The sequence below is a fragment of the Streptomyces sp. NRRL B-3229 genome (assembly GCF_000719505.1).
Lineage (GTDB): Bacteria > Actinomycetota > Actinomycetes > Streptomycetales > Streptomycetaceae > Streptomyces > Streptomyces griseorubiginosus.
This window is the reverse complement of the sequence record NZ_JOGP01000011.1, coordinates 302,917-321,946: the sequence shown is the minus strand read 5'-3', so window position 1 is coordinate 321,946 and position 19,030 is coordinate 302,917. Positions and strand designations below refer to the sequence as shown.

Genomic DNA, 19,030 nt, shown 5'->3' with positions numbered 1-19,030 from the left:
GGACGGCCGACACTGCCCGCCGCCGTACCCGCGAGGCCACCATGGCCGTATGACAACGACAGCCCCGGTGGTCGCCTTCGACCAGGTGAGCAAGGCATACGGCGAGGTACGCGCCGTGGACGGACTGACCCTGACCCTGCGGCCTGGGGAGACCGTGGCGCTGCTGGGTCCCAACGGCGCCGGCAAGTCGACCACCCTCGATCTGCTGCTCGGCCTGAAGCAGCCCGACGGCGGCAGCGTCCGTCTCTTCGGCACCACCCCGCGTGAGGCGATCGTCGCGGGCCGGGTGGGCGCGATGCTCCAGAGCGGCGGCCTGATGGACGAGGTCACGGTCGCGGAGCTGGTCCGGCTCGCCTGTTCCCTGCACCCGAGGCCTTACAAGCCCAACGACGTCCTCGCCCGTGCCGGCGTCGCCCAGATCGCCGACCGCAAGGTCAACAAGCTCTCCGGCGGCCAGGCCCAGCGGGTCCGCTTCGCCCTCGCGACCGCCGGCGACAGCGACCTGATCGTCCTGGACGAGCCGACCACCGGCATGGACGTCACCACCCGGCAGGCCTTCTGGGCCACCATGCGCGAACAGGCCGACCAGGGCCGTACGGTCCTCTTCGCCACCCACTACCTCGAAGAGGCCGACGCCATCGCCGACCGGGTGCTGGTGCTGCACCGGGGTCGCCTGCTGGCCGACGGCACCGCGGCCGAGATCAAGGCGAAGGCGGGGGCCCGCAGGATCGCCTTCGACCTGGAGGGCGTCATCGACGAGGGCCCGCTGCGCGACCTGCCCTTCCTCACCGCGGTGGACATCTCCGGCCAGACTGTCCGCATCCAGTCCACCGACGCCGACGCGACCGTGCACGCCCTCTACGGCCTCGGCCTCTACCCCCGCAATCTCGAAGTCGCCGGGCTCGGCCTGGAGCAGGCCTTCGTCGCCATCACCGCCGCCGAGGAGGCCAAGCAGTCATGAACAGCCTGATCAAGCTCGAACTCACCCGGGCCCTGCGCAACCGGAAGTTCCTGTTCTTCTCGGTGATGTACCCCTCGCTGCTGTTCCTGATCATCGCGGGCAACGCCGACAGCACCAGCAAGGTCGACGGCACGGGCCTGACCCTGCCGACCTACATGATGGTCTCCATGGCCTCCTTCGGCGCCCTGACCGCCGTCCTGATGGGCAACAGCGAGCGCATCGCCAAGGAGCGGGAGGGCGGCTGGGTACGGCAGCTGCGGCTGACGACCCTCCCGGGGCGGGGCTATGTCCTCGCGAAGACGGCGAGCGCGGCCGTGGTGAGCCTGCCCTCGATCGTGATCGTGTTCGTCGTCGCCGCGGCCGTGAAGCACGTACGCCTCGACGCCTGGCAGTGGCTCGCCCTCACCGGCGCGATCTGGGCCGGCAGCCTGGTCTTCGCCGCGCTCGGCGTCGCCATCGGCTACCTCGCCACCGGTGACGCGGTCCGGCCGATCACGATGATCACCTACTTCGGCCTGTCGATCCTGGGCGGCCTGTGGATGCCGACGACTACGTTCCCGCAGTGGCTCCAGGACATCGCCAAGTGGCTGCCCACGCACGCGTACGCTGCCCTCGGGCAGGCCATCGAACAGAGCCGCGCCCCGCACGCACAGGACATCGCCATCCTGGTCGTCTCGTTCGCCCTGTTCGCGGGCGGCGCGGCCTGGCTGTACCGGAAGGACACGTTGAAGGCGTGAGCGGCACCGGCGTCGGCATCGGGCAGCGCCCGGAGACCCGCAAGCAGATGATGGTCAAGATGCTGTGGACGGGCATCTGGCTGGTCTACCTCAGCGCGCCCGTCTCGGACCTCCTGCACGGCGGCCACAGCGTCATGGCCGTCGTCCTCGGCTGGCTCGGCCTCGCGGGCTTCGTCGCCTGGTACCTGGCCCTGCTGTTCCGCACCGGCCGCCGCAACGCCCAGGAGTTCGTGCTCGGTTCGCTCGCGGTCCTGGCCGCGGAGTCGACCGTCCTCGTCCTCACCCTGGGCCGCGAGTGGCTCGTGCTCTTCGTGTACGTGTCGATCGCGTCCGGCGCGGCCCTGCCGCTGCGGCTCGCCCGCCTGACGATCCCGGCCGTGTCCGCCGTCATGGCGGGCCTGGCCCTGGTCGTCGCCGACGGCACCGACTACATCGGCGCCCTGCTCATCCCGGCCCTGCTCGGCGGCTTCGCGATGACCGGCGTCCGCGAACTCGTGCGGACGACCATAGAGTTGCGCGAGGCCAGGGCACGGGTCGCGCAGCTCGCCGCCAACGAGGAGCGGCTGCGTCTGGCCAGGGACCTGCACGACCTGCTCGGTCACTCCCTGTCCCTCATCACTCTCAAGAGCGAGCTGGCGGGCCGGATGCTGCCCGCCCACCCCGACAAGGCCGCCCAGCAGGTCGCCGACATCGAACAGGTCAGCCGCCAGGCTCTGGTGGACGTCCGCGAGGCCGTCACCGGCTACCGGCGCCCCCGCCTCGCCGCGGAACTCGCCGGTGCCCAGGTCGCGTTGACAGCCGCCGGAGTCACCGCCGCGATCCCCGCCGAACCGGACCTCACCGGCGTCCCCGAGGACAGCGAGGCGGCCCTCGCCTGGGCCCTGCGCGAGGCGATCACCAACGTCGTACGGCACAGCGGGGCCCGGAGCTGCACGGTCGAGCTGCTGCGCCGCCAGACCCTCGACGGACCGATGCTCGAACTCGCCGTGGAGGACGACGGATCGGGCGGCTCCGGCAAGGGGCACGGCAACGGCCTCAACGGCCTCACCGAACGCCTGGAGAAGGCCGGCGGCACCCTGGAGGCCACCGGCACCCGGCACGGCTTCCGGCTGGTCGCCCGCGTGCCCGCCGGTGCCGCGGCCGACGTAGGATCCGCCCCATGACGAGCCGCACGATCAAGGTCCTGCTCGCCGAGGACCAGTCGATGGTCCGCGAGGCGCTGGCCGCACTGCTCGGCCTGGAGGACGACATCGAGGTCGTCGCCCAAGTCGCCCGCGGAGACGAGGTCCTGGCGGCGGCCCGCGCCCACGACATCGACGTGGCCCTCATGGACATCGAGATGCCGGGCGCCACCGGCATAGAGGCGGCGGCCCAGCTCCACAAGGAGCTCCCGGCGGTCAAGCTGGTCATCCTCACGACCTTCGGCCGCCCCGGCTACCTCCGCAGCGCGATGGAGTCGGGCGCCGACGCCTTCCTGGTCAAGGATGCCCCGGCGGCCCAACTGGCGGAAGCGGTACGCAAGGTGCTGGCGGGCGAGCGGGTCATCGACCCCACCCTGGCGGCAGCGGCCCTGGCGGAGGGCGCGAACCCCCTGACGGACCGCGAACGTGAGGTCCTGCGGGCAGCGGCCGACGGCTCCACCAACGCGGAACTGGCCAAGGAGCTCCACCTCTCCCAGGGCACCGTCCGCAACTACCTCTCGACGGCCATCCAGAAGCTGGCGGTCCGGAACAGGGCGGAGGCGGTGAGGATCGCGCGGGAGAAGGGGTGGCTCTGATCGCCGCCCAGGGCAACTGACTCAGGGGCGCGGGGAACTGCGCGACAAGCCCCCACACAGCCGCACCCGCCACACAACCGCTAGTTCAGCCTTGCTCGCGCGGCCTGCGCCTGTCGTCGCAGACGATCCGCCGCCACCTCATCCACCGCCGCCACCACCCCCGCATACGCCTCCAACTCCCCGGCCCCCTCGACGAAGTCACCCCGCTGCACCAGCAACTGCGCCCGCTCGTACCGCAGTCGCGCCGGATGCGAGGGCAGCAGCAACGCCAGCTCCACGGCCCACAGCCCCACATCCGACCGCTCCGGCCGAGCCGTGGCCCAGGCCCGCACGTTGTTGAGGATGCGCTGCACCACCTCCAGCGGATCGGCCGGACGCAGCATCGACGGGTCCAGCGAAGCGCCCGTCGCCCCCGCCACCAGCACCTCGGCGTCGGAGCCCGCCAGCACCCGCCCGCCGTCGAAGGGATCCGCCAGCACCTGCTCCTCCGGCGGCCCGAAGCCCACCACGAAGTGCCCCGGCAGACCCACCCCGTACACCGGCGCCCCCGCCCGCCGGGCCACCTCCATCCACACCACGGACAGCAGGATCGGCAGCCCCCTGCGCCGCCGCAGCACCTCGTGCAGCAGCGAGGACTCCAGGCGCTGGTAGTCCGCGGCGGAGCCGCGGAACCCGCACCGGTCCCCGAGCAGCTCCCGCAGCGCCACCGCCCACGACCGCGGTCCACCCGGCCGGAACGGCAGCCGCCCGGCCAGCTCGTCGAGTTCGATCTGGGCCGCGTCGATCCCGGCCTCGTCGAGGGTCCCGTCCGCCTGCGCCGCCACCAGCAGGCACAGCGCGGACAGATCCGGCCGCTCGGACCGCGCCTCCTCGGCGAACCGCCGCCTCAGCTCGGCGGAGCGTTCGGACGGGGGCGGGTGCGGCGGCGGGTACGGGGGATTCGGGGGACGCATAGCTGGCTCGTGCCCTTTCGCGGCGATCGCTACTACCGTGCGGCGCCGGAGACATCCGGCTCGCGGTAGTGGTGGTAGGCGTGGTGCGCGCTGAACCCCATTCGCTCGTAGAGCGCCCGTGCCCCGGCGTTGTCCGACTCGACCTGGAGCCACGCGGCCGACGCGCCCTCCTCCAGCGCCCGCTGCGCCAGCGCCGCCATCACGGTCGAGGCCAGCCCCCGCCGCCGTAGCGCGGGATCCACCTCGACCGCGGCGAATCCGGCCCAGCGGCCGTCGACGACACACCGCCCGATCGCGGCCGGTGCCCCTCCCGTCTCCGCAGGGACCGTGGCGAACCACACCGAGGGCCCGCTTCCGAGCACCCGCAGCGCCACCTCGCTCACGCCCTTGCGCTGATAGCGCGCCAGCCAGCCCGCGTCGGCCTCCCGGGACAGGACCACACCGTCACCGGAACGGTCCGCGACCGGTGCCAGGGCCCCCGTCCACAGCTCCGCCGTCACCTCCCGCGTCCACCCGCGCGTCTCCAGCTCCGCGCACAGCACCTCCTGGGTGCCCGCGGCGCCGGTCGCGGTCTGTACGTACGCCGGCAGCCCGCGCTCGCCGTACCACCGCCGTACGGCGGCCAGGGCCTCGTCCAGCGGCAGGCCGGGGTCGCCGAGCGGGAGGACGGAGTTGGCGCGGCGGGTGAACCCGGAGGCGGCACGCAGCTCCCACTCGCCGAGCCGCTCGCTCTCCACCGGGCGCCAGCCGCGCCCGGCGATCCGGGCCAGTTCCTCGTACGAGGCGGCAGGGCCCCGGCGGCGGGCCGGGGCGGCGGGCACGACCTTGCCCGCCACCAGCGAGGACTCCGGAATGCGGACGCGCTCCCCGTCCCGTCGCGTGATCATCAGCACACCGGCGTCCCATGATGTGAGAACACCCACCGTGTCGGTGAACTTCTCGTGCGTGACGGCGGTTTCGTCCAGGCACCGCACGGATACCCGTTTTCCCACGTCAGCTGCGGAGATACGGACGACGAGGCGCCCCGCGGCGGAGATTTCCACAGGTCAGTTCACCCCTCCTGTTCGGATCATGCCCAAGAACGGAGATACTAGGGGCGGGCATCGACGACGCCGCGCTCCCGCGCGCGAGGCGGCGGAGCCTGAGGAGGCCCGCCAGCGCCCTATGGAGGAGGAACGACAGCGTGACCTACGTCATCGCGCAGCCTTGTGTCGACGTGAAGGACAAGGCCTGCATCGAGGAGTGCCCGGTCGACTGCATCTACGAGGGCTCCCGGTCCTTGTACATCCACCCGGACGAATGCGTCGACTGTGGTGCCTGTGAGCCGGTGTGCCCGGTCGAGGCGATCTTCTACGAGGACGACACCCCGGATGAGTGGAAGGACTACTACAAGGCGAACGTCGAGTTCTTCGACGACCTCGGTTCGCCCGGTGGCGCCAGCAAGCTCGGCCTGATCGAGCGGGACCACCCGTTCATCGCCGCGCTGCCGCCGCAGGCCTGATCATCCGGCACCCCCAGGCGTGCCGCCCCGGTCCCGTACGGCCTGATCGTCACTGATCACGGCGGTACGGGACCGAGGCGTTTTGCCGTACGACCCGAAAGTGAGCGCGACAGCCGTGTCCGCAGTCTCCGACCGCCTGCCCACCTTCCCCTGGGACAAGCTGGAGCCGTACAAGAAGAAGGCTCTCGAGCACCCCGGCGGCATCGTCGACCTCTCCGTCGGCACCCCCGTCGACCCGGTCCCGGACCTGATCCAGAAGGCCCTGATCGACGCGGCGGACTCCCCGGGCTACCCGACGGTCTGGGGCACCCCGGCGCTGCGCGACGCGATCACCGGCTGGGTCGAGCGACGCCTGGGCGCCCGCGAGGTCACCCACCGGCACGTGCTGCCGATCGTCGGCTCCAAGGAGCTCGTCGCCTGGCTCCCCACCCAGCTGGGCCTGGGCCCCGGCGACCGGGTCGCCTACCCGCGTCTCGCGTACCCGACGTACGAGGTCGGCGCCCGCCTCGCCCGGGCCGAGCACGAGGTCTACGACGACCCCACCGAGCTGGATCCGGCGGGCCTGAAGCTCCTGTGGCTCAACTCCCCGTCCAACCCGACCGGCAAGGTGCTGTCCAAGGACGAGCTGACGAGGATCGTCGCCTGGGCCCGGTCCCACGGCATCCTGCTCTTCTCCGACGAGTGCTACCTGGAGCTCGGCTGGGAGGCCGACCCCGTCTCGGTGCTCCACCCGGACGTGAACGGCGGCTCCTACGACGGCATCGTGGCCGTCCACTCGCTCTCCAAGCGGTCCAACCTCGCTGGCTACCGCGCGGCCTTCCTGGCGGGCGACCCGGCGGTTCTGGCGCCCCTCCTGGAGATCCGCAAGCACGGCGGCATGATGACGTCGGCGCCGACCCAGGCTGCGGTCGTGGCGGCCCTGGGCGACGACACGCATGTGCGTGAGCAGCGCGAGCGCTACGCAGCCCGCAGGACGCTGCTGCGCGAGGCCCTCCTGGACCACGGCTTCCGCATCGAGCACAGCGAGGCCAGCCTCTACCTCTGGGCCACCCGGGACGAGTCCTGCTGGTCCACCGTCGACCACCTGGCCGACCGGGGCATCCTGGTGGCGCCGGGCGACTTCTACGGCGAGGCCGGCGAGAAGTTCGTCCGCGTGGCCCTGACGGCGACGGACGAGCGGGTCCGGGCGGCCGTGGAACGTCTGTGACTGCTTGCGCCGTACGGCGAAGGGGCCCGGAGAGATCTCCGGGCCCCTTCCTCGTGTGCGCGGGGACTAGCCGAGCGGGAGGCTCTTCACCGGCAGGGTGTCCGCCGACGGCAGGCCGCCGCCCTTGGTGAGGGAGTCGGTGGGCAGGCCGCCCTTCGTGGCCGTGGACGTCGTGTCCCCGAGGAGGCCCCCGGCGGAACCGGCGGCCTCGCCCGCCGTCTTCTGCGCGGCCGGAGCCGCCTTCTTCACGGCCTTGCCGCCGGTCTTGCCCGCGGTCGGCACGGCCTTCTCGACCGCCTTGCCACCGGCCTTGCCCGCGGTCCCGGCCAGGTTCTGCGCCGCACCGTCCACCGTGTTGCCGACGTGCGCCCCGTCCAGAGCGGTCAGGCCACCGAGGTTCGGGGTGGCCGGCAGCTGCGCGGGGGCCGCACTGGCGGCGCCGGCCGCACCGACCCCGGCTGCCGCTCCCGCAGCGACGAGCAGCGCGGCACGGGCGATCCTGCGGGTCAGGGGGAGGGACATGTTGCTCCTTCGACGAGGAAACGTTGCTAGGACGCCGTGACTACCGCTCGAAGCCGACGAAGGTTGCGGAGGCCCAACGTAAAGAGTTGGCAATGCGTCGCATTATCACCTCCGGATAAAAACGGGCAAAAAGCTACCGGTCTGAAAGTCCGTCGAATCCTTGGAGCCCTTTGTTCTCAAGGGTTCTGGCGGATACGGGGATGACGCGGCGAAAACCTGCGCACACCCGCTCCCGCGGCGGCCGTACGTGACCCTCCCAGGTGATCTTCCGAACTACCGTGCCGTGAGGATCCGCACCGACCCCGTGGAGCTCTCGCCGCCCGCCGGACGCCACTGGCTGTCCGTACTGCCCGCGGTCCACTGCCGCCCGGCGTACGAGACCCGCTCGATGCGCAGCGCGGAGGAGTTGGCGACGGCCCAGTGCGCGAGCTGCCAGCCGCGTTCCGTGAGACTGCGGCCGGCACCCCGGCTCGTGTCCTTGCGCACCGGAAGGGTCACGGTCCTGCCGTCACCGGGGGTGGACAGCGTGCGCGGCGACGCCTTGCCGCCCACCTCCGCCGCGGTCGTGTCCAGCACGTCCCGCCCGAAGTCCCGTACGAGGGCCGAGCGCACCGCGTCCGGGCCCGTGGCGGCCTGCTGGGTCGTGACGCCCGCCGAGCCGGTGGCCGCCGCCTGTGCGGGGTCCTGGCGGCCGTCACAGGTCAGGGTGGCCGCCGAGGTGCCGGTGAGGGCGGCGGCGAGCACGGTGGCGTCCGGCTCGTGCTTGGCGTACGCCTCCGGAAAGCCGCTGCGCTGCACTCGCTGCGCGGCGACGGTCAGCGGCAGCTTCTGGTAGTCCGCCACCTTGACCAGGTGCTTGTAGAACTCGCCCGCCGCGTAGGTCGGGTCGAGGATCTCCTGCGGGGTGCCCCAGCCCTGCGAGGGGCGCTGCTGGAACAGGCCCAGCGAGTCGCGGTCGCCGTGCGAGATGTTGCGCAGCCCCGACTCCTGGAGGGCGGTCGCCAGCGCGATGGCCACGGCCCGCTCGGGCAGCCCGCGCCCGGTGCCGACGGCGGTGATCGTCGCCGCGTTCACCGCCTGCTCGGGCGTGAACTCGTACGACGGTCCGCCCGCCTCGCCGGAGACGACTTTGCAGCCCGGACCGTGGGGGCCGCCGGTGACGTACTGCACCACGAGGTAACCGGCGACCGCGCACAGGATCACGAGGGCCGCCGCGAAACGCAGGAGGCGGCCACGGCGCTTGCGGGCAGGGGGCAACGGCTCTGGCATCCGCACAAGATACTGGAGAGTACTGAGGAGCCAGAGCCCGATGGGGTCAGAGGGGCGGGCAGCGGGGGGCGCTAGGGTCGACAGCATGGCCGACACCCCTCTTGACCTTTCCCTCGACGCGGCTCAGCTCACCGCGCAGCTCGTCGACTTCCCCTCCGAGAGCGGCAGCGAGAAGCCCCTGGCGGACGCGATCGAGGCCGCCCTGCGCGCCCTGCCGCACCTCGCGGTCGACCGGCACGGCAACAACGTCGTCGCCCGCACGAACCTCGGCCGCCCGGAACGCGTCATCCTCGCCGGCCACATCGACACCGTGCCCATCGCGGGGAACGTACCCTCCCGGCTCGACGACGAGGGGTACCTCTGGGGCTGCGGCACCTGCGACATGAAGTCCGGCGTCGCGGTCCAGCTGCGCATCGCGGCGACCGTCCCCGAGCCCAACCGCGACCTCACGTTCATCTTCTACGACAACGAAGAGGTCGCGGCCCACCTCAACGGCCTGGGACATGTGGCCGAGGCCCACCCGGAGTGGCTGGAGGGCGACTTCGCGGTCCTGCTGGAGCCCACGGACAACCAGGTCGAGGGCGGCTGCCAGGGAACCTTGCGGGTGCTGCTGACGTTCAAGGGAGAGCGTGCGCACTCCGCGCGCGCGTGGATGGGGTCCAACGCGATCCACAAGGCCGCCCCGGCCCTCGCCAAGCTGGCCGCCTACGAACCGCGCAAGCCGGTCGTCGACGGCCTCGAGTACCACGAGGGCCTCAACGCGGTCGGTGTGACGGGCGGCGTGGCCACCAACGTCATCCCCGACTCCTGCGTCCTGACGGTCAACTTCCGCTACGCGCCCGACCGCAGCGAGGCCGAGGCGGAGGCCTTCGTGCGGGACTACTTCGCGGACTGCGGGGTCGACGAGTTCACCGTCGACGACCACACCGGCGGCGCCCGCCCGGGCCTCACCCACCCCGTCGCCCAGGCCTTCATGGCCGCCGTCGGGGGCGTCGCCCGCCCCAAGTTCGGCTGGACCGACGTCTCCCGCTTCAGCGCGCTCGGCGTGCCCGCGGTGAACTACAGCCCCGGTGAGCCGCTGCTCGCGCACAAGGTGGACGAGCGTGTGAAGGTCTCGCTGATCCCGGAGGCCGAGCAGAAGCTGAGGGCCTGGCTGACGGCGTGAGGGGAGCCGGCGCGGTGCGCCGTGGCTGATGGGCCGAGGCCGGTCGGCGCGGTGGCGCTTCGTGCCGGACACGCGGACGTCCCCCCTCCGTAACCCGCGTAGATCTACGCTGAGATGGAAAGACCAGGCAAGCGGAGGGAGCGCACATGGCTACCGGGAACCCCGAGGGCAAGAAGCAGCCGCCGGAGGAGCAGCGCCTGGGACCGGTCCTCCGCAGGCGGGACCAGGTCACGGCGAGCACGACCGACCAGCGCCTGCTGGACGCGGGCGGCCCCTCGGACTGGGTCCACACCGACCCCTGGCGCGTGCTGCGCATCCAGTCGGAGTTCATCGAGGGCTTCGGCACCCTCGCCGAACTCCCGCCCGCGATCAGCGTGTTCGGCTCGGCGCGGACACCGGCCGACTCCCCGGAGTACGAGGCGGGCGTGAAGCTGGGGCGAGGCCTGGTGGAGGCCGGCTTCGCGGTCATCACCGGCGGCGGCCCGGGCGCCATGGAAGCGGCCAACAAGGGCGCCTGCGAGGCCAAGGGCACGTCGGTAGGCCTCGGCATCGAGCTGCCTTTCGAGCAGGGGCTCAACCCGTACGTCGACATCGGCCTCAACTTCCGCTACTTCTTCGTGCGCAAGATGATGTTCGTGAAGTACGCGCAGGGCTTCGTCGTCCTCCCGGGCGGCCTCGGCACCCTCGACGAGCTCTTCGAGGCCCTGACCCTGGTCCAGACCCAGAAGGTCACCCGCTTCCCGATCGTGCTGTTCGGCAGCGCGTACTGGGGCGGCCTGGTCGACTGGCTCAAGAACACCCTGGTCGCTCAGGGCAAGGCCTCGGAGAAGGACCTGCTCCTGTTCCACGTGACGGACGACGTGGACGAGGCGGTGGCGCTGGTGTCGAAGGAGGCGGGGCGGTAGCCCTTGCGGGGGCTCGGAGCGCTGGAGGGCGATGCCGGAGGGGCAATGCAGCCCCTCCGGCGTTCGAGGAGCGGGGGCGAAAAGGGTCCTACGCCAGACCCCGACGCGCGACCGCCGGCGGCCGGTGCCCCGCGATCGACGCCACCATGTCCAGTACCTGCCGGGTCTCCGCGACCTCGTGCACCCGGTACACCTGCGCCCCCAGCCACGCCGACACCGCCGTCGTCGCCAGCGTCCCGACCACCCGTTCCTTCACCGGCTTGTCCAGCGTCTCGCCGACGAAGTCCTTGTTGGACAGCGACACCAGCACCGGCCACCCGGTGGAGACCATCTCCCCGAGCCGCCGCGTCGCCTCCAGGCTGTGCCGCGTGTTCTTCCCGAAGTCGTGCCCGGGATCGATCAGCACCGACTCCCGGGGCACCCCGAGCGAGACCGCCCGCTCCGCCAGTCCCACGGTGACCCGCAGGATGTCCGCCATGACGTCGTCGTACGTCACCCGGTGCGGCCGGGTGCGCGGCTCCGCGCCCCCCGCGTGCGTGCACACCAGCCCCACCCCGTACCGCGCCGCGACCTCCGCGAGGCCCGGATCGACCCCGCCCCACGCGTCGTTCAGCAGATCCGCCCCCGCCTCGCACACCGCCTCGCCGACGGACGCCCGCCAGGTGTCGACGCTGATGATCACGTCGGGGAACCGCCGCCGAACCTCCGCCACGAACCCCACGGTCCGTCGCGCCTCCTCCTCGGCGGACACCTCTTCCCCGGGCCCGGCCTTGACCCCGCCGATGTCGACGATGGCGGCGCCCTCGGCCACCGCCTGCTCCACGCGCGCGAGCGCGGGCTCGTCGAGGAACGTGGCCCCCTGGTCGTAGAAGGAGTCGGGGGTCCGGTTCACGATCGCCATGATCACCGGCTCGTGCGCCGCGAAGGAGCGCCTGCCCAGCCTGAGCATCCCCTGTGACCTCACTTCCCACGTCTGTGTTGTCGGCTTCAGCCGTCTGTGTCTTCGGCTTCCGCGGCCGCCTGCGACCCTAACTGTCAGACTCGCATGGCACGATCGGACCCTGACACATTCGACGCCGGCGGCCGGCCGCCGGCAGGGACCATGGGGACCTCAGCGATGGTTATGTTCTTGTTCCTGGTCATCGCGCTCGCGGTCGTGGTCGCCGCGGTGACGCTCGCCGTGGTGGGCGGCGGCGACAGCGACGGTCCGCTGCCCGACGTCGCCCCCGAGCGGCTCCAGGACCCCCTGCCGCCCGACCGCCCGGTGGACCGCGCCGACATCGACAACCTGCGCTTCCCGCTGGCCGCCCGCGGCTACCGCATGACCGACGTCGACGACGCCCTCAGCCGGCTCGGCGCCGAACTCGCCGAGCGGGACGCCCGGATCGCCGACCTGGAGTCCGCGCTGGCAGGAGCCCAGGCCACCGCCCACGTGAGCATGGAGAAGCCGGACCACGGCCACGAGGAGCAGCGGTGACCGGCGCCGCCCTCGCGGGCCCGGACGGCGCGCTGCGCTGCCCCTGGGCGCTGTCCACCCCGGACTACGTGGCGTACCACGACGAGGAGTGGGGCCGCCCGGTCCACGGCGACGACGCCCTGTACGAACGCCTCAGCCTGGAGGCCTTCCAGTCCGGCCTGTCCTGGATCACGATCCTGCGCCGCCGCGAGACCTTCCGGGCGGCCTTCGCGGGCTTCGAGATCGCCAAGGTGGCGGCCTTCGACGAGTCCGACCGCGAGCGCCTGCTCCTGGACCCCGGGATCATCCGCAACCGCGCGAAGGTCGACGCGACGCTGGCCAACGCGCGCGTGCTGGCGGAGTGGACCCCGGGGGAGCTGGACGAGCTGATCTGGTCCCACGCGCCGGCCTCGCGCCCGGCCCCGAAGACGCTCGGTGACGTCCCGGCGGTCACCCCGGAGTCCACGGCCCTGTCCAAGGCCCTGAAGAAGCGCGGCCTGCGCTTCGTGGGCCCCACGACGGCGTACGCCCTGATGCAGGCCTGCGGACTGGTGGACGACCACCTGGAGACGTGCGTCGCGCGAACGGGCTGAGCCCTGGCCTGGGTACAGGCCGAGGACTCGGGTGCCTAGCGGCCCAGGTACTCGGGCACCTGCTTGTTCACGAACGCCCGTACGGCGATCGCGTGGTCCTCGGAAGCCCCGGCCCGGGTCTGGAGCTCGTCCTCCTTGTCCAGGGTCTCCGACAGGGTGTGGGTGGCCCCGTAGGCCAGCGACTCCTTGATCGCCCCGTACGCCACCGTCGGCCCCGAGGCCAGCGCCCGCGCCACCTTCTCCGCCTCCGCGGGCAGATCGGTGGACGGCACCAGACGGTTCACGATCCCGAGGTCGTGCGCGTCGCGGGCCGACATGGTCCGGGGGAAGAGCAGCAGGTCGGCGGCGCGGCCCGGCCCCACCACCCGCGGGAGCGTCCACGAGATGCCGGAGTCCGCGGTCAGCGCCACCCCGGCGAACGACGTGTTGAAGGCCGCGGTGTCCGCCGCCACCCGGTAGTCGGCCGCGAGCGCGATCCCGAAGCCGGCGCCCGCCGCGACCCCGTTCACCCCGGCCACCACCGGCTTGGGCATCTCGGTCAGGGCGCGCACCACCGGGTTGTAGTGCTCCTTGACCGTGCTCATGACCTCCGTCGAGCCGTCGGCCAGCAGCCCGATGTGCTCCTTGAGGTCCTGGCCCACGCAGAACGCCCGCTCCCCGGCCGCGGTCAGCAGCACGGCCCGTACGGCGTCGTCCTGCGCCGCCGACTCGACCGCCTCCCGCAGAGCGACCTTCGTGGCGATGTTCAGCGCGTTCATCGCCTCGGGGCGGTTCAGCGTGATCGTCGCGAGTCCGTCGCTCACCTCGTAGAGCACGGTGTCGGTCATGGCGTATCCCCTCCGCTGCGTCCGATGGACCCGATGTCCACAGCACAGCATGGCGGAGATCGTCGTCCGGGGACCGGACCGGACGTGTGACCTGCGTCAAAGAATTCGGGAGCGTTCACAGCGGGTCCGGATCCGCGCGGTGGCGGAGTATCGCAGCCACATCGCCGAATTGAGTGGTTTTGCTCGCGCGCGTTGCCCAAGCGATGCCGACTGATGTTGGTCATCGGGTCCCGCGATGCGGGATAATGGCCTGGAAGCAATGTGTTCGATGCCGGTGTCGCGTGTCCCACTTTGACGCGCGTGCCCTCCAGGGCCGTCGGCTTTGGCGATGAGCTGGTTTCAGGAAGGGGAACGAGCATGGCGGCCATGAAGCCGCGGACGGGCGATGGCCCGCTCGAGGTGACCAAGGAGGGGCGGGGCATCGTCATGCGCGTTCCGCTCGAAGGCGGCGGTCGGCTCGTCGTCGAGCTGACCCCTGACGAGGCCGACGCGCTCGGCGACGCCCTCAAGAAGGTCGTCGGCTGACGCGGAAGCGACCATACCCTTTCGGCTGCCCCGGCATCTCCTGAGGTGCCGGGGCAGCGGTCTGCCCGGACGGACACCCGGATGGCGGTACGGGCCGGAAGCGGCTGCTCCCGAAGCTGCCGACAAGGAAACCGACGGTGAGACCGGTATCGCTACCGCTTGACGGCGCAGAGCAGCCCGTCGCCGACCGGCAGCAGTGACGGAAGCAGCTCCTGGGTCTCGCGGACGGCCCGCAGCAGTTCCCTCAGCCGCAGCACTTCCGTGGGCTGCGGTCCCGAGTCCACCGTGCGGCCGTTGGCGAAGACGCCCTCGAAGACCACGAGGCCACCCGTACGCAGCAGGCGCAACGATTCAGCGAGATAGTCCATGACCTCCTGCCGGTCGCCGTCACAGAACACCAGGTCATAGCCCGCGTCGGCGAGACGGGGCAGGACGTCCAGCGCACGGCCCGGGATGAAGCGGGCCCGGTTGCTGGCGAAACCGCAGGCGCGGAAGGCCTGGCGGGCGAACTGCTGGTGCTCCGGCTCGGGGTCGACGGTGGTCAGCACCCCGTCGGGGCGCATGCCGTACAGCAGATGGATGCCGGAGACGCCGGTGCCGGTGCCGATCTCGGCCACCGCCTTCGCGTCCACGGAGGCCGCCAGCAACCGCAGCGCCGCGCCCGTGCCGGGCGACACCGAGCGCAGCCCCGCCTCACGGGCCCGGTCGCGGGCCCAGAGCAGCACTTCGTCCTCGGCGACGTAGGCGTCGGCGAACGCCCAGCTCGTCTGCCGGTTGGCGGTAATGGCCCTCTCCTTGCCCCGTGGTTGCCTGGGCGTGACTGTATCCGTTGGCGTCGGGAACCCGCAGATGGGACCGGGCGTTTAGAGGGGTGGAGACGCACCCGGGGGGACACAGTTGGATCACGATGACGAGCAGGCCCTCGAGCAACTGCTGACGCAGGGGACCGAGTGGTATCAGCCCAGATCAAATTCTCGTAAAACCGCTTATCCGGAGCTAACGGGCGAGGTGGCTATGGTAGGGGCTCCACTGGAGACAACCAGAGCCGACAGGGGAGGTGCGGCCGCGCCTGGGGATCGTGGGGGAGTGCTGCGGCGCTTCCTCGGATCGGCGGGCAGGCCGAAATCCGTGAACGACACCGCTGACCACAGCCACGCCGGCGACTACGCCCAGACCGCGACCTTCGCCACCGACGCGGATGGGCAGGCGTGGACTCCGCCCACCTGGGAGGAGATCGTCAGCACGCACAGCGGCCGCGTCTACCGCCTCGCCTACCGCCTCACCGGCAACCAGCACGACGCCGAGGACCTCACGCAGGAGGTCTTCGTCCGCGTCTTCCGTTCGCTGTCCACGTACACCCCGGGCACCTTCGAGGGCTGGCTGCACCGCATCACCACCAACCTCTTCCTGGACATGGTCCGCCGCAAGCAGCGCATCCGCTTCGACGCCCTCGGTGAGGACGCGGCCGAGCGACTGCCCAGCCGCGAGCCCTCGCCCCAGCAGGTCTTCAACGACGCCCACTTCGACGCGGACGTCCAGCAGGCCCTCGACACCCTCGCGCCGGAGTTCCGCGCCGCGGTCGTCCTGTGCGACATCGAGGGACTGTCGTACGAGGAGATCGCCGCGACCCTGGGCGTCAAGCTGGGCACCGTGCGCTCGAGGATCCACCGCGGCCGTTCCCAGCTGCGCAAGGCCCTCGCCCACCGTTCCCCGGAGGCCCGCGCCGAGCGCCGTTCCTTCATGGCCCGGGTCCCCGCGCTGGGAGGAGGGGGCGCGACCGCGTGAGTGGATCACTGCCCAAACCCGGCGAGGGAAGCCTCGCGGACCAGCATCTGGGAGACCGACTCGCCGCCCTGGTGGACGGCGAGCTCGGTCATGCCACGCGTGAGCGTGTCCTCGCGCATCTCGCCACCTGCGCGAAGTGCAAGGCGGAGGCGGACGCCCAGCGCCGCCTGAAGAACGTCTTCGCGGAGGCCGCTCCGCCGCCGCCCTCCGAGAGCTTCCTCGCCCGCCTCCAGGGGCTGCCCGGAGGTGATCCGGAGGACGGCGACAGCTCGCCGTTCGGCGGGGGAGGCATCGGGGGACTGTCGGGACGACCCGGCGCCGGGGCCTTCGGGGTAAGACGTGGCGATCGCTTCGAGTTCGACTACGTCCCCGCAGGCACGCACGCGGGGGTGCTTCCGCCCGCCGCAGGCCGGGGTTTCCGCATCCATGACGTCAGCCGCCACGAGGCCGAGCGCTCCGCCTCGCGCGGGATGAGGATCGCGTTCGTCGCCGCCGGGGCGGTGTCGCTGGCCGCGATCGCGCTGGGCGGCGTCACCACCGGCGTGCCGGGCGACACCGAGGCCCGCGGGGCCGGCAGCAACGTCACCCCGGCGCGCGCCCCGGGCACGGGAGCGGCGGTGCCGGAGAACCAGCGTCGGCGTGGCGTGGGCCCCCTGGTCGCGCAGGAACAGGGGCAGCGGGCACTGGGCGACACCCCGGTCGCCCCCACCGAGGTCTCCGCTCCGCTGCTGCCGGGTATCCCCGCCCAGGTCCAGCAGGCCGCGCTGCACACCCTCACGGCTCCTGTGGTCGCGGGTGCCGCCGCCATGTCCCCGCTCATACGTCCGCTCAGCGAGACCCCGCCGCTCACCCTGACGTCCCTGTCCCCCACGCCGGACCTGACCGCCACCGGCCTTCTCGCCGCACCCGTCCCCCCGGACACGTCAGCGCCGACGCCCCCCGCCTCCGCCCGCTGACCGGCGCCCTGCTCCGGGGCGCGTGAACCTGGTTGAATCCACAGAGAGGTCGGCGCGCCGCGGACGCGGCGGGTCAGCTGTGGGTGTGTGTTGGGGGGATCGCGTGGACCAGGGGAAGCTCACGAAGTCGACATGGTGGAGCCGGCCTCGGGGGCGGGAGGGTTTCGGTCCGGGGGAGCCCGACGCCCCGCAGGACACGCCGGGGTCTGACGCGGCGACGCCTTCCGACGGGGACTTCGAGCTGGGGGCTCCGGGCGGGAGCTTCGACACGGGGTCGGTTGCGCCGACGCCCGACGGTGACTTCGAGCTTGCGCCGCCGCAGGCGGGTGCCGCCGAGCCCGTCACGGACCGTCCCGAGCCGTCGCAGGACATCGGCTCCAGCTCCAACGACACCCCGCCGTACGGCGTACCGGGCCCTTGGGCTCCCGCCCCGCCGGTGCAGCACCCGGCGACCGTATCCCCGCAGGGCGGCACGTCGACACCGCCGTCGGACGACCTGCCCGCCCCGGCGGACGACTCGGCTCCCGCTCCCTCGGCCCCCTGGCAGAACTACGACCCCTGGGCCCCCGCCCCCTTCCAGCAGAGCGGTGCCGCCGTCCCCACCAAGGACCAAGGAAGTCGGCGGACCCGGCACGCCCTGCTGACCGGGGCCGTCCTGCTCGCGCTCGTGGCCGGCGGGGTGGGAGGGGCCGTAGGGGTGTATCTGGAGCGGAACCGGGTCGAGGGCGGTGTCGTGGAGTTGCCGCAGGCCGGGCGGGAGTCCGGTGAACGCGCGCCCGGGACGGTCGCCGGGATCGCCGCGCAGGCTCTGCCCAGCGTGGTGACCCTGCATGTGCGCGGCACGGCGGAGTCCGGCACCGGAACCGGCTTCGTGCTGGACGGTCTCGGGCACATCCTGACCAACAACCACGTCGTCGAGCCCGCCGGGTCCGACGGCGAGATATCGGTGACCTTCCAGAGCGGGGACACCGCCAAGGCCACCGTCGTGGGGCGGGACAGCGGCTACGACCTCGCCGTCGTCAAGGTGACCGGGGTCCGGGGGCTGCGGCCGCTGCCCCTCGGCAACTCCGACAACGTCCGGGTCGGCGACCCCGTTGTCGCGATCGGCGCCCCCTTCGACCTGGAGGGCACCGTCACCTCCGGCATCATCAGCGCGAAGGAACGGCCCATCACCGCCGGCGGCGAAGGCGGGGACGGCGGCGACGTGTCGTACGTCGATGCCCTCCAGACCGACGCGCCCATCAACCCCGGCAACTCCGGCGGCCCCCTGCTCGACTCCCGGGCCAGGGTCGTCGGCATCAACTCCGCGATCCGTTCGGCCGGTCAGGGAACCGGCTCCGAGAGCGGCCAGGCAGGCTCCATAGGTCTCGGTTTCGCCATCCCCGTCAACCAGGCCAAGCGGGTCGCGGAAGAGCTGATCAACACCGGTCGGGCCACCCACCCCGTCATCGGTGTCACCCTCGACATGGGCTACACCGGCGACGGCGCCCGCGTAGGGAGCAGGGGACGGGGTGGCGGACCCGCGGTGAGCGAGGGAGGGCCCGGTGAGAAGGCCGGGCTCAAGGCGGGTGACGTGATCACCGGAGTCGACGGCCGGCCGGTCCACTCCGGTGACGAACTCATCGTCAGGACCCGTGCCCACCGCCCCGGCGACCTCCTCCGCCTCACCCTGGAGCGGGCCGGCAGGGAGTTCACGGTCACGCTGACCCTTGGTTCCTCGGAAGGCAGCTGACGCACGCCCGACGCTCGCCGATCGACACGAACCTCACAGGGACCGCTGCGAATCCCGTCCCACATGGCAAACATCCCGGAAAACCGTTCACGGACCCGCGCCCGGAGCCCGCGGGACAGTACCGGTCATACGGGAACGGCAGGTACCGTGGTCCTGGCC

General features: G+C 72.0%; 21 protein-coding genes. 14 read left to right on the top strand and 7 right to left on the bottom strand.

Annotated features, from left to right (window positions below; all coding sequences use genetic code 11):
* The first annotated feature begins 49 nt into the window (after positions 1 to 49).
* Genes IF54_RS0120535 through IF54_RS0120520 form a run of 4 tightly spaced genes read left to right on the top strand, consistent with a single transcriptional unit; the run spans position 50 to position 3,475 of the window.
* Entirely contained in the window at positions 50 to 961 is a 912-nt protein-coding gene (locus tag IF54_RS0120535) for an ABC transporter ATP-binding protein (protein WP_030320705.1), read from the top strand.
* Positions 958 to 1,698: an ABC transporter permease gene (locus IF54_RS0120530; RefSeq protein WP_030320702.1), complete on the top strand. Its 741-nt coding sequence runs from the start codon at positions 958 to 960 to the stop codon at positions 1,696 to 1,698. Before IF54_RS0120535 ends, IF54_RS0120530 begins: the two co-directional genes overlap by 4 nt.
* Positions 1,695 to 2,861: a sensor histidine kinase gene (locus IF54_RS0120525; RefSeq protein ID WP_030320699.1), complete on the top strand. Its 1,167-nt coding sequence runs from the start codon at positions 1,695 to 1,697 to the stop codon at positions 2,859 to 2,861. The genes IF54_RS0120530 and IF54_RS0120525 overlap by 4 nt, the downstream gene beginning before the upstream one ends.
* Complete coding sequence (locus IF54_RS0120520) at positions 2,858 to 3,475, top strand: response regulator transcription factor (protein ID WP_020136782.1); 618 nt, start codon at positions 2,858 to 2,860, stop codon at positions 3,473 to 3,475. The genes IF54_RS0120525 and IF54_RS0120520 overlap by 4 nt, the downstream gene beginning before the upstream one ends.
* A gap of 80 nt (positions 3,476 to 3,555) precedes the next feature.
* On the opposite strand, the gene IF54_RS0120515 is transcribed toward IF54_RS0120520, so the two are convergent.
* Positions 3,556 to 4,428 (bottom strand): transglutaminase-like domain-containing protein, encoded by an 873-nt coding sequence (locus tag IF54_RS0120515; RefSeq protein WP_030320695.1) that lies wholly within the window; start codon positions 4,426 to 4,428, stop codon positions 3,556 to 3,558.
* A gap of 32 nt (positions 4,429 to 4,460) precedes the next feature.
* On the bottom strand, positions 4,461 to 5,471 hold the full coding sequence (locus tag IF54_RS0120510; protein ID WP_030320694.1) for a GNAT family N-acetyltransferase: 1,011 nt from the start codon (positions 5,469 to 5,471) through the stop codon (positions 4,461 to 4,463).
* A gap of 140 nt (positions 5,472 to 5,611) precedes the next feature.
* On the opposite strand from IF54_RS0120510, the gene fdxA reads away from it, so the two are divergent.
* The gene (gene fdxA / locus IF54_RS0120505; RefSeq protein WP_020136779.1) at positions 5,612 to 5,929 is read left to right on the top strand and encodes a ferredoxin; all 318 of its coding nucleotides are present in this window, start codon (positions 5,612 to 5,614) and stop codon (positions 5,927 to 5,929) included.
* Between the two features lie 115 nt (positions 5,930 to 6,044).
* Positions 6,045 to 7,136, top strand: a complete 1,092-nt coding sequence (locus tag IF54_RS0120500) for a bifunctional succinyldiaminopimelate transaminase/glutamate-prephenate aminotransferase (protein WP_030320693.1) — start codon at positions 6,045 to 6,047, stop codon at positions 7,134 to 7,136.
* 66 nt (positions 7,137 to 7,202) lie between these two features.
* Here IF54_RS0120500 and IF54_RS0120495 read toward each other — a convergent pair whose 3' ends face one another.
* On the bottom strand, positions 7,203 to 7,658 hold the full coding sequence (locus IF54_RS0120495; protein WP_030320691.1) for a hypothetical protein: 456 nt from the start codon (positions 7,656 to 7,658) through the stop codon (positions 7,203 to 7,205).
* Between the two features lie 273 nt (positions 7,659 to 7,931).
* Complete coding sequence (locus IF54_RS0120490) at positions 7,932 to 8,927, bottom strand: hypothetical protein (RefSeq protein ID WP_030320689.1); 996 nt, start codon at positions 8,925 to 8,927, stop codon at positions 7,932 to 7,934.
* A gap of 85 nt (positions 8,928 to 9,012) precedes the next feature.
* Between IF54_RS0120490 and dapE the strand changes: the two genes are divergently transcribed.
* Both dapE and IF54_RS0120480 read left to right on the top strand, forming a co-directional pair.
* A complete protein-coding gene (dapE, locus tag IF54_RS0120485; protein ID WP_030320687.1) occupies positions 9,013 to 10,092 on the top strand; it encodes a succinyl-diaminopimelate desuccinylase in 1,080 nt (359 codons plus the stop codon).
* A 146-nt stretch (positions 10,093 to 10,238) separates the two neighbouring features.
* Positions 10,239 to 10,997: a TIGR00730 family Rossman fold protein gene (locus IF54_RS0120480; protein WP_030320685.1), complete on the top strand. Its 759-nt coding sequence runs from the start codon at positions 10,239 to 10,241 to the stop codon at positions 10,995 to 10,997.
* Positions 10,998 to 11,085: 88 nt separating this feature from the next.
* Here IF54_RS0120480 and folP read toward each other — a convergent pair whose 3' ends face one another.
* The gene (gene folP / locus IF54_RS0120475; RefSeq protein ID WP_030320683.1) at positions 11,086 to 11,946 is read right to left on the bottom strand and encodes a dihydropteroate synthase; all 861 of its coding nucleotides are present in this window, start codon (positions 11,944 to 11,946) and stop codon (positions 11,086 to 11,088) included.
* A gap of 174 nt (positions 11,947 to 12,120) precedes the next feature.
* On the opposite strand from folP, the gene IF54_RS0120470 reads away from it, so the two are divergent.
* Both IF54_RS0120470 and IF54_RS0120465 read left to right on the top strand, forming a co-directional pair.
* Positions 12,121 to 12,474: a DivIVA domain-containing protein gene (locus IF54_RS0120470; protein WP_030320682.1), complete on the top strand. Its 354-nt coding sequence runs from the start codon at positions 12,121 to 12,123 to the stop codon at positions 12,472 to 12,474.
* Positions 12,471 to 13,046: a DNA-3-methyladenine glycosylase I gene (locus IF54_RS0120465; protein WP_030320679.1), complete on the top strand. Its 576-nt coding sequence runs from the start codon at positions 12,471 to 12,473 to the stop codon at positions 13,044 to 13,046. The genes IF54_RS0120470 and IF54_RS0120465 overlap by 4 nt, the downstream gene beginning before the upstream one ends.
* A gap of 35 nt (positions 13,047 to 13,081) precedes the next feature.
* Here the strand turns inward: IF54_RS0120465 and IF54_RS0120460 are convergent, their stop codons facing one another.
* Complete coding sequence (locus IF54_RS0120460; RefSeq protein ID WP_030320673.1) at positions 13,082 to 13,873, bottom strand: enoyl-CoA hydratase/isomerase family protein; 792 nt, start codon at positions 13,871 to 13,873, stop codon at positions 13,082 to 13,084.
* Positions 13,874 to 14,230: 357 nt separating this feature from the next.
* On the opposite strand from IF54_RS0120460, the gene IF54_RS41305 reads away from it, so the two are divergent.
* On the top strand, positions 14,231 to 14,398 hold the full coding sequence (locus tag IF54_RS41305) for a DUF3117 domain-containing protein (protein WP_003966491.1): 168 nt from the start codon (positions 14,231 to 14,233) through the stop codon (positions 14,396 to 14,398).
* Positions 14,399 to 14,550: 152 nt separating this feature from the next.
* Here the strand turns inward: IF54_RS41305 and IF54_RS0120450 are convergent, their stop codons facing one another.
* Positions 14,551 to 15,183 (bottom strand): O-methyltransferase, encoded by a 633-nt coding sequence (locus IF54_RS0120450; RefSeq protein ID WP_078852051.1) that lies wholly within the window; start codon positions 15,181 to 15,183, stop codon positions 14,551 to 14,553.
* 301 nt (positions 15,184 to 15,484) lie between these two features.
* Here IF54_RS0120450 and sigE point away from each other — a divergent pair, with 301 nt between their 5' ends.
* The 3 genes from sigE to IF54_RS0120435 all read left to right on the top strand — a co-directional run bounded on the left by sigE (position 15,485) and on the right by IF54_RS0120435 (position 18,871).
* Entirely contained in the window at positions 15,485 to 16,183 is a 699-nt protein-coding gene (gene sigE / locus IF54_RS0120445; RefSeq protein ID WP_020136768.1) for an RNA polymerase sigma factor SigE, read from the top strand.
* Entirely contained in the window at positions 16,180 to 17,139 is a 960-nt protein-coding gene (locus IF54_RS0120440) for an anti-sigma factor family protein (protein ID WP_030320668.1), read from the top strand. The genes sigE and IF54_RS0120440 overlap by 4 nt, the downstream gene beginning before the upstream one ends.
* 103 nt (positions 17,140 to 17,242) lie before the next feature.
* On the top strand, positions 17,243 to 18,871 hold the full coding sequence (locus IF54_RS0120435) for a S1C family serine protease (protein ID WP_030320666.1): 1,629 nt from the start codon (positions 17,243 to 17,245) through the stop codon (positions 18,869 to 18,871).
* Positions 18,872 to 19,030: the final 159 nt, after the last annotated feature.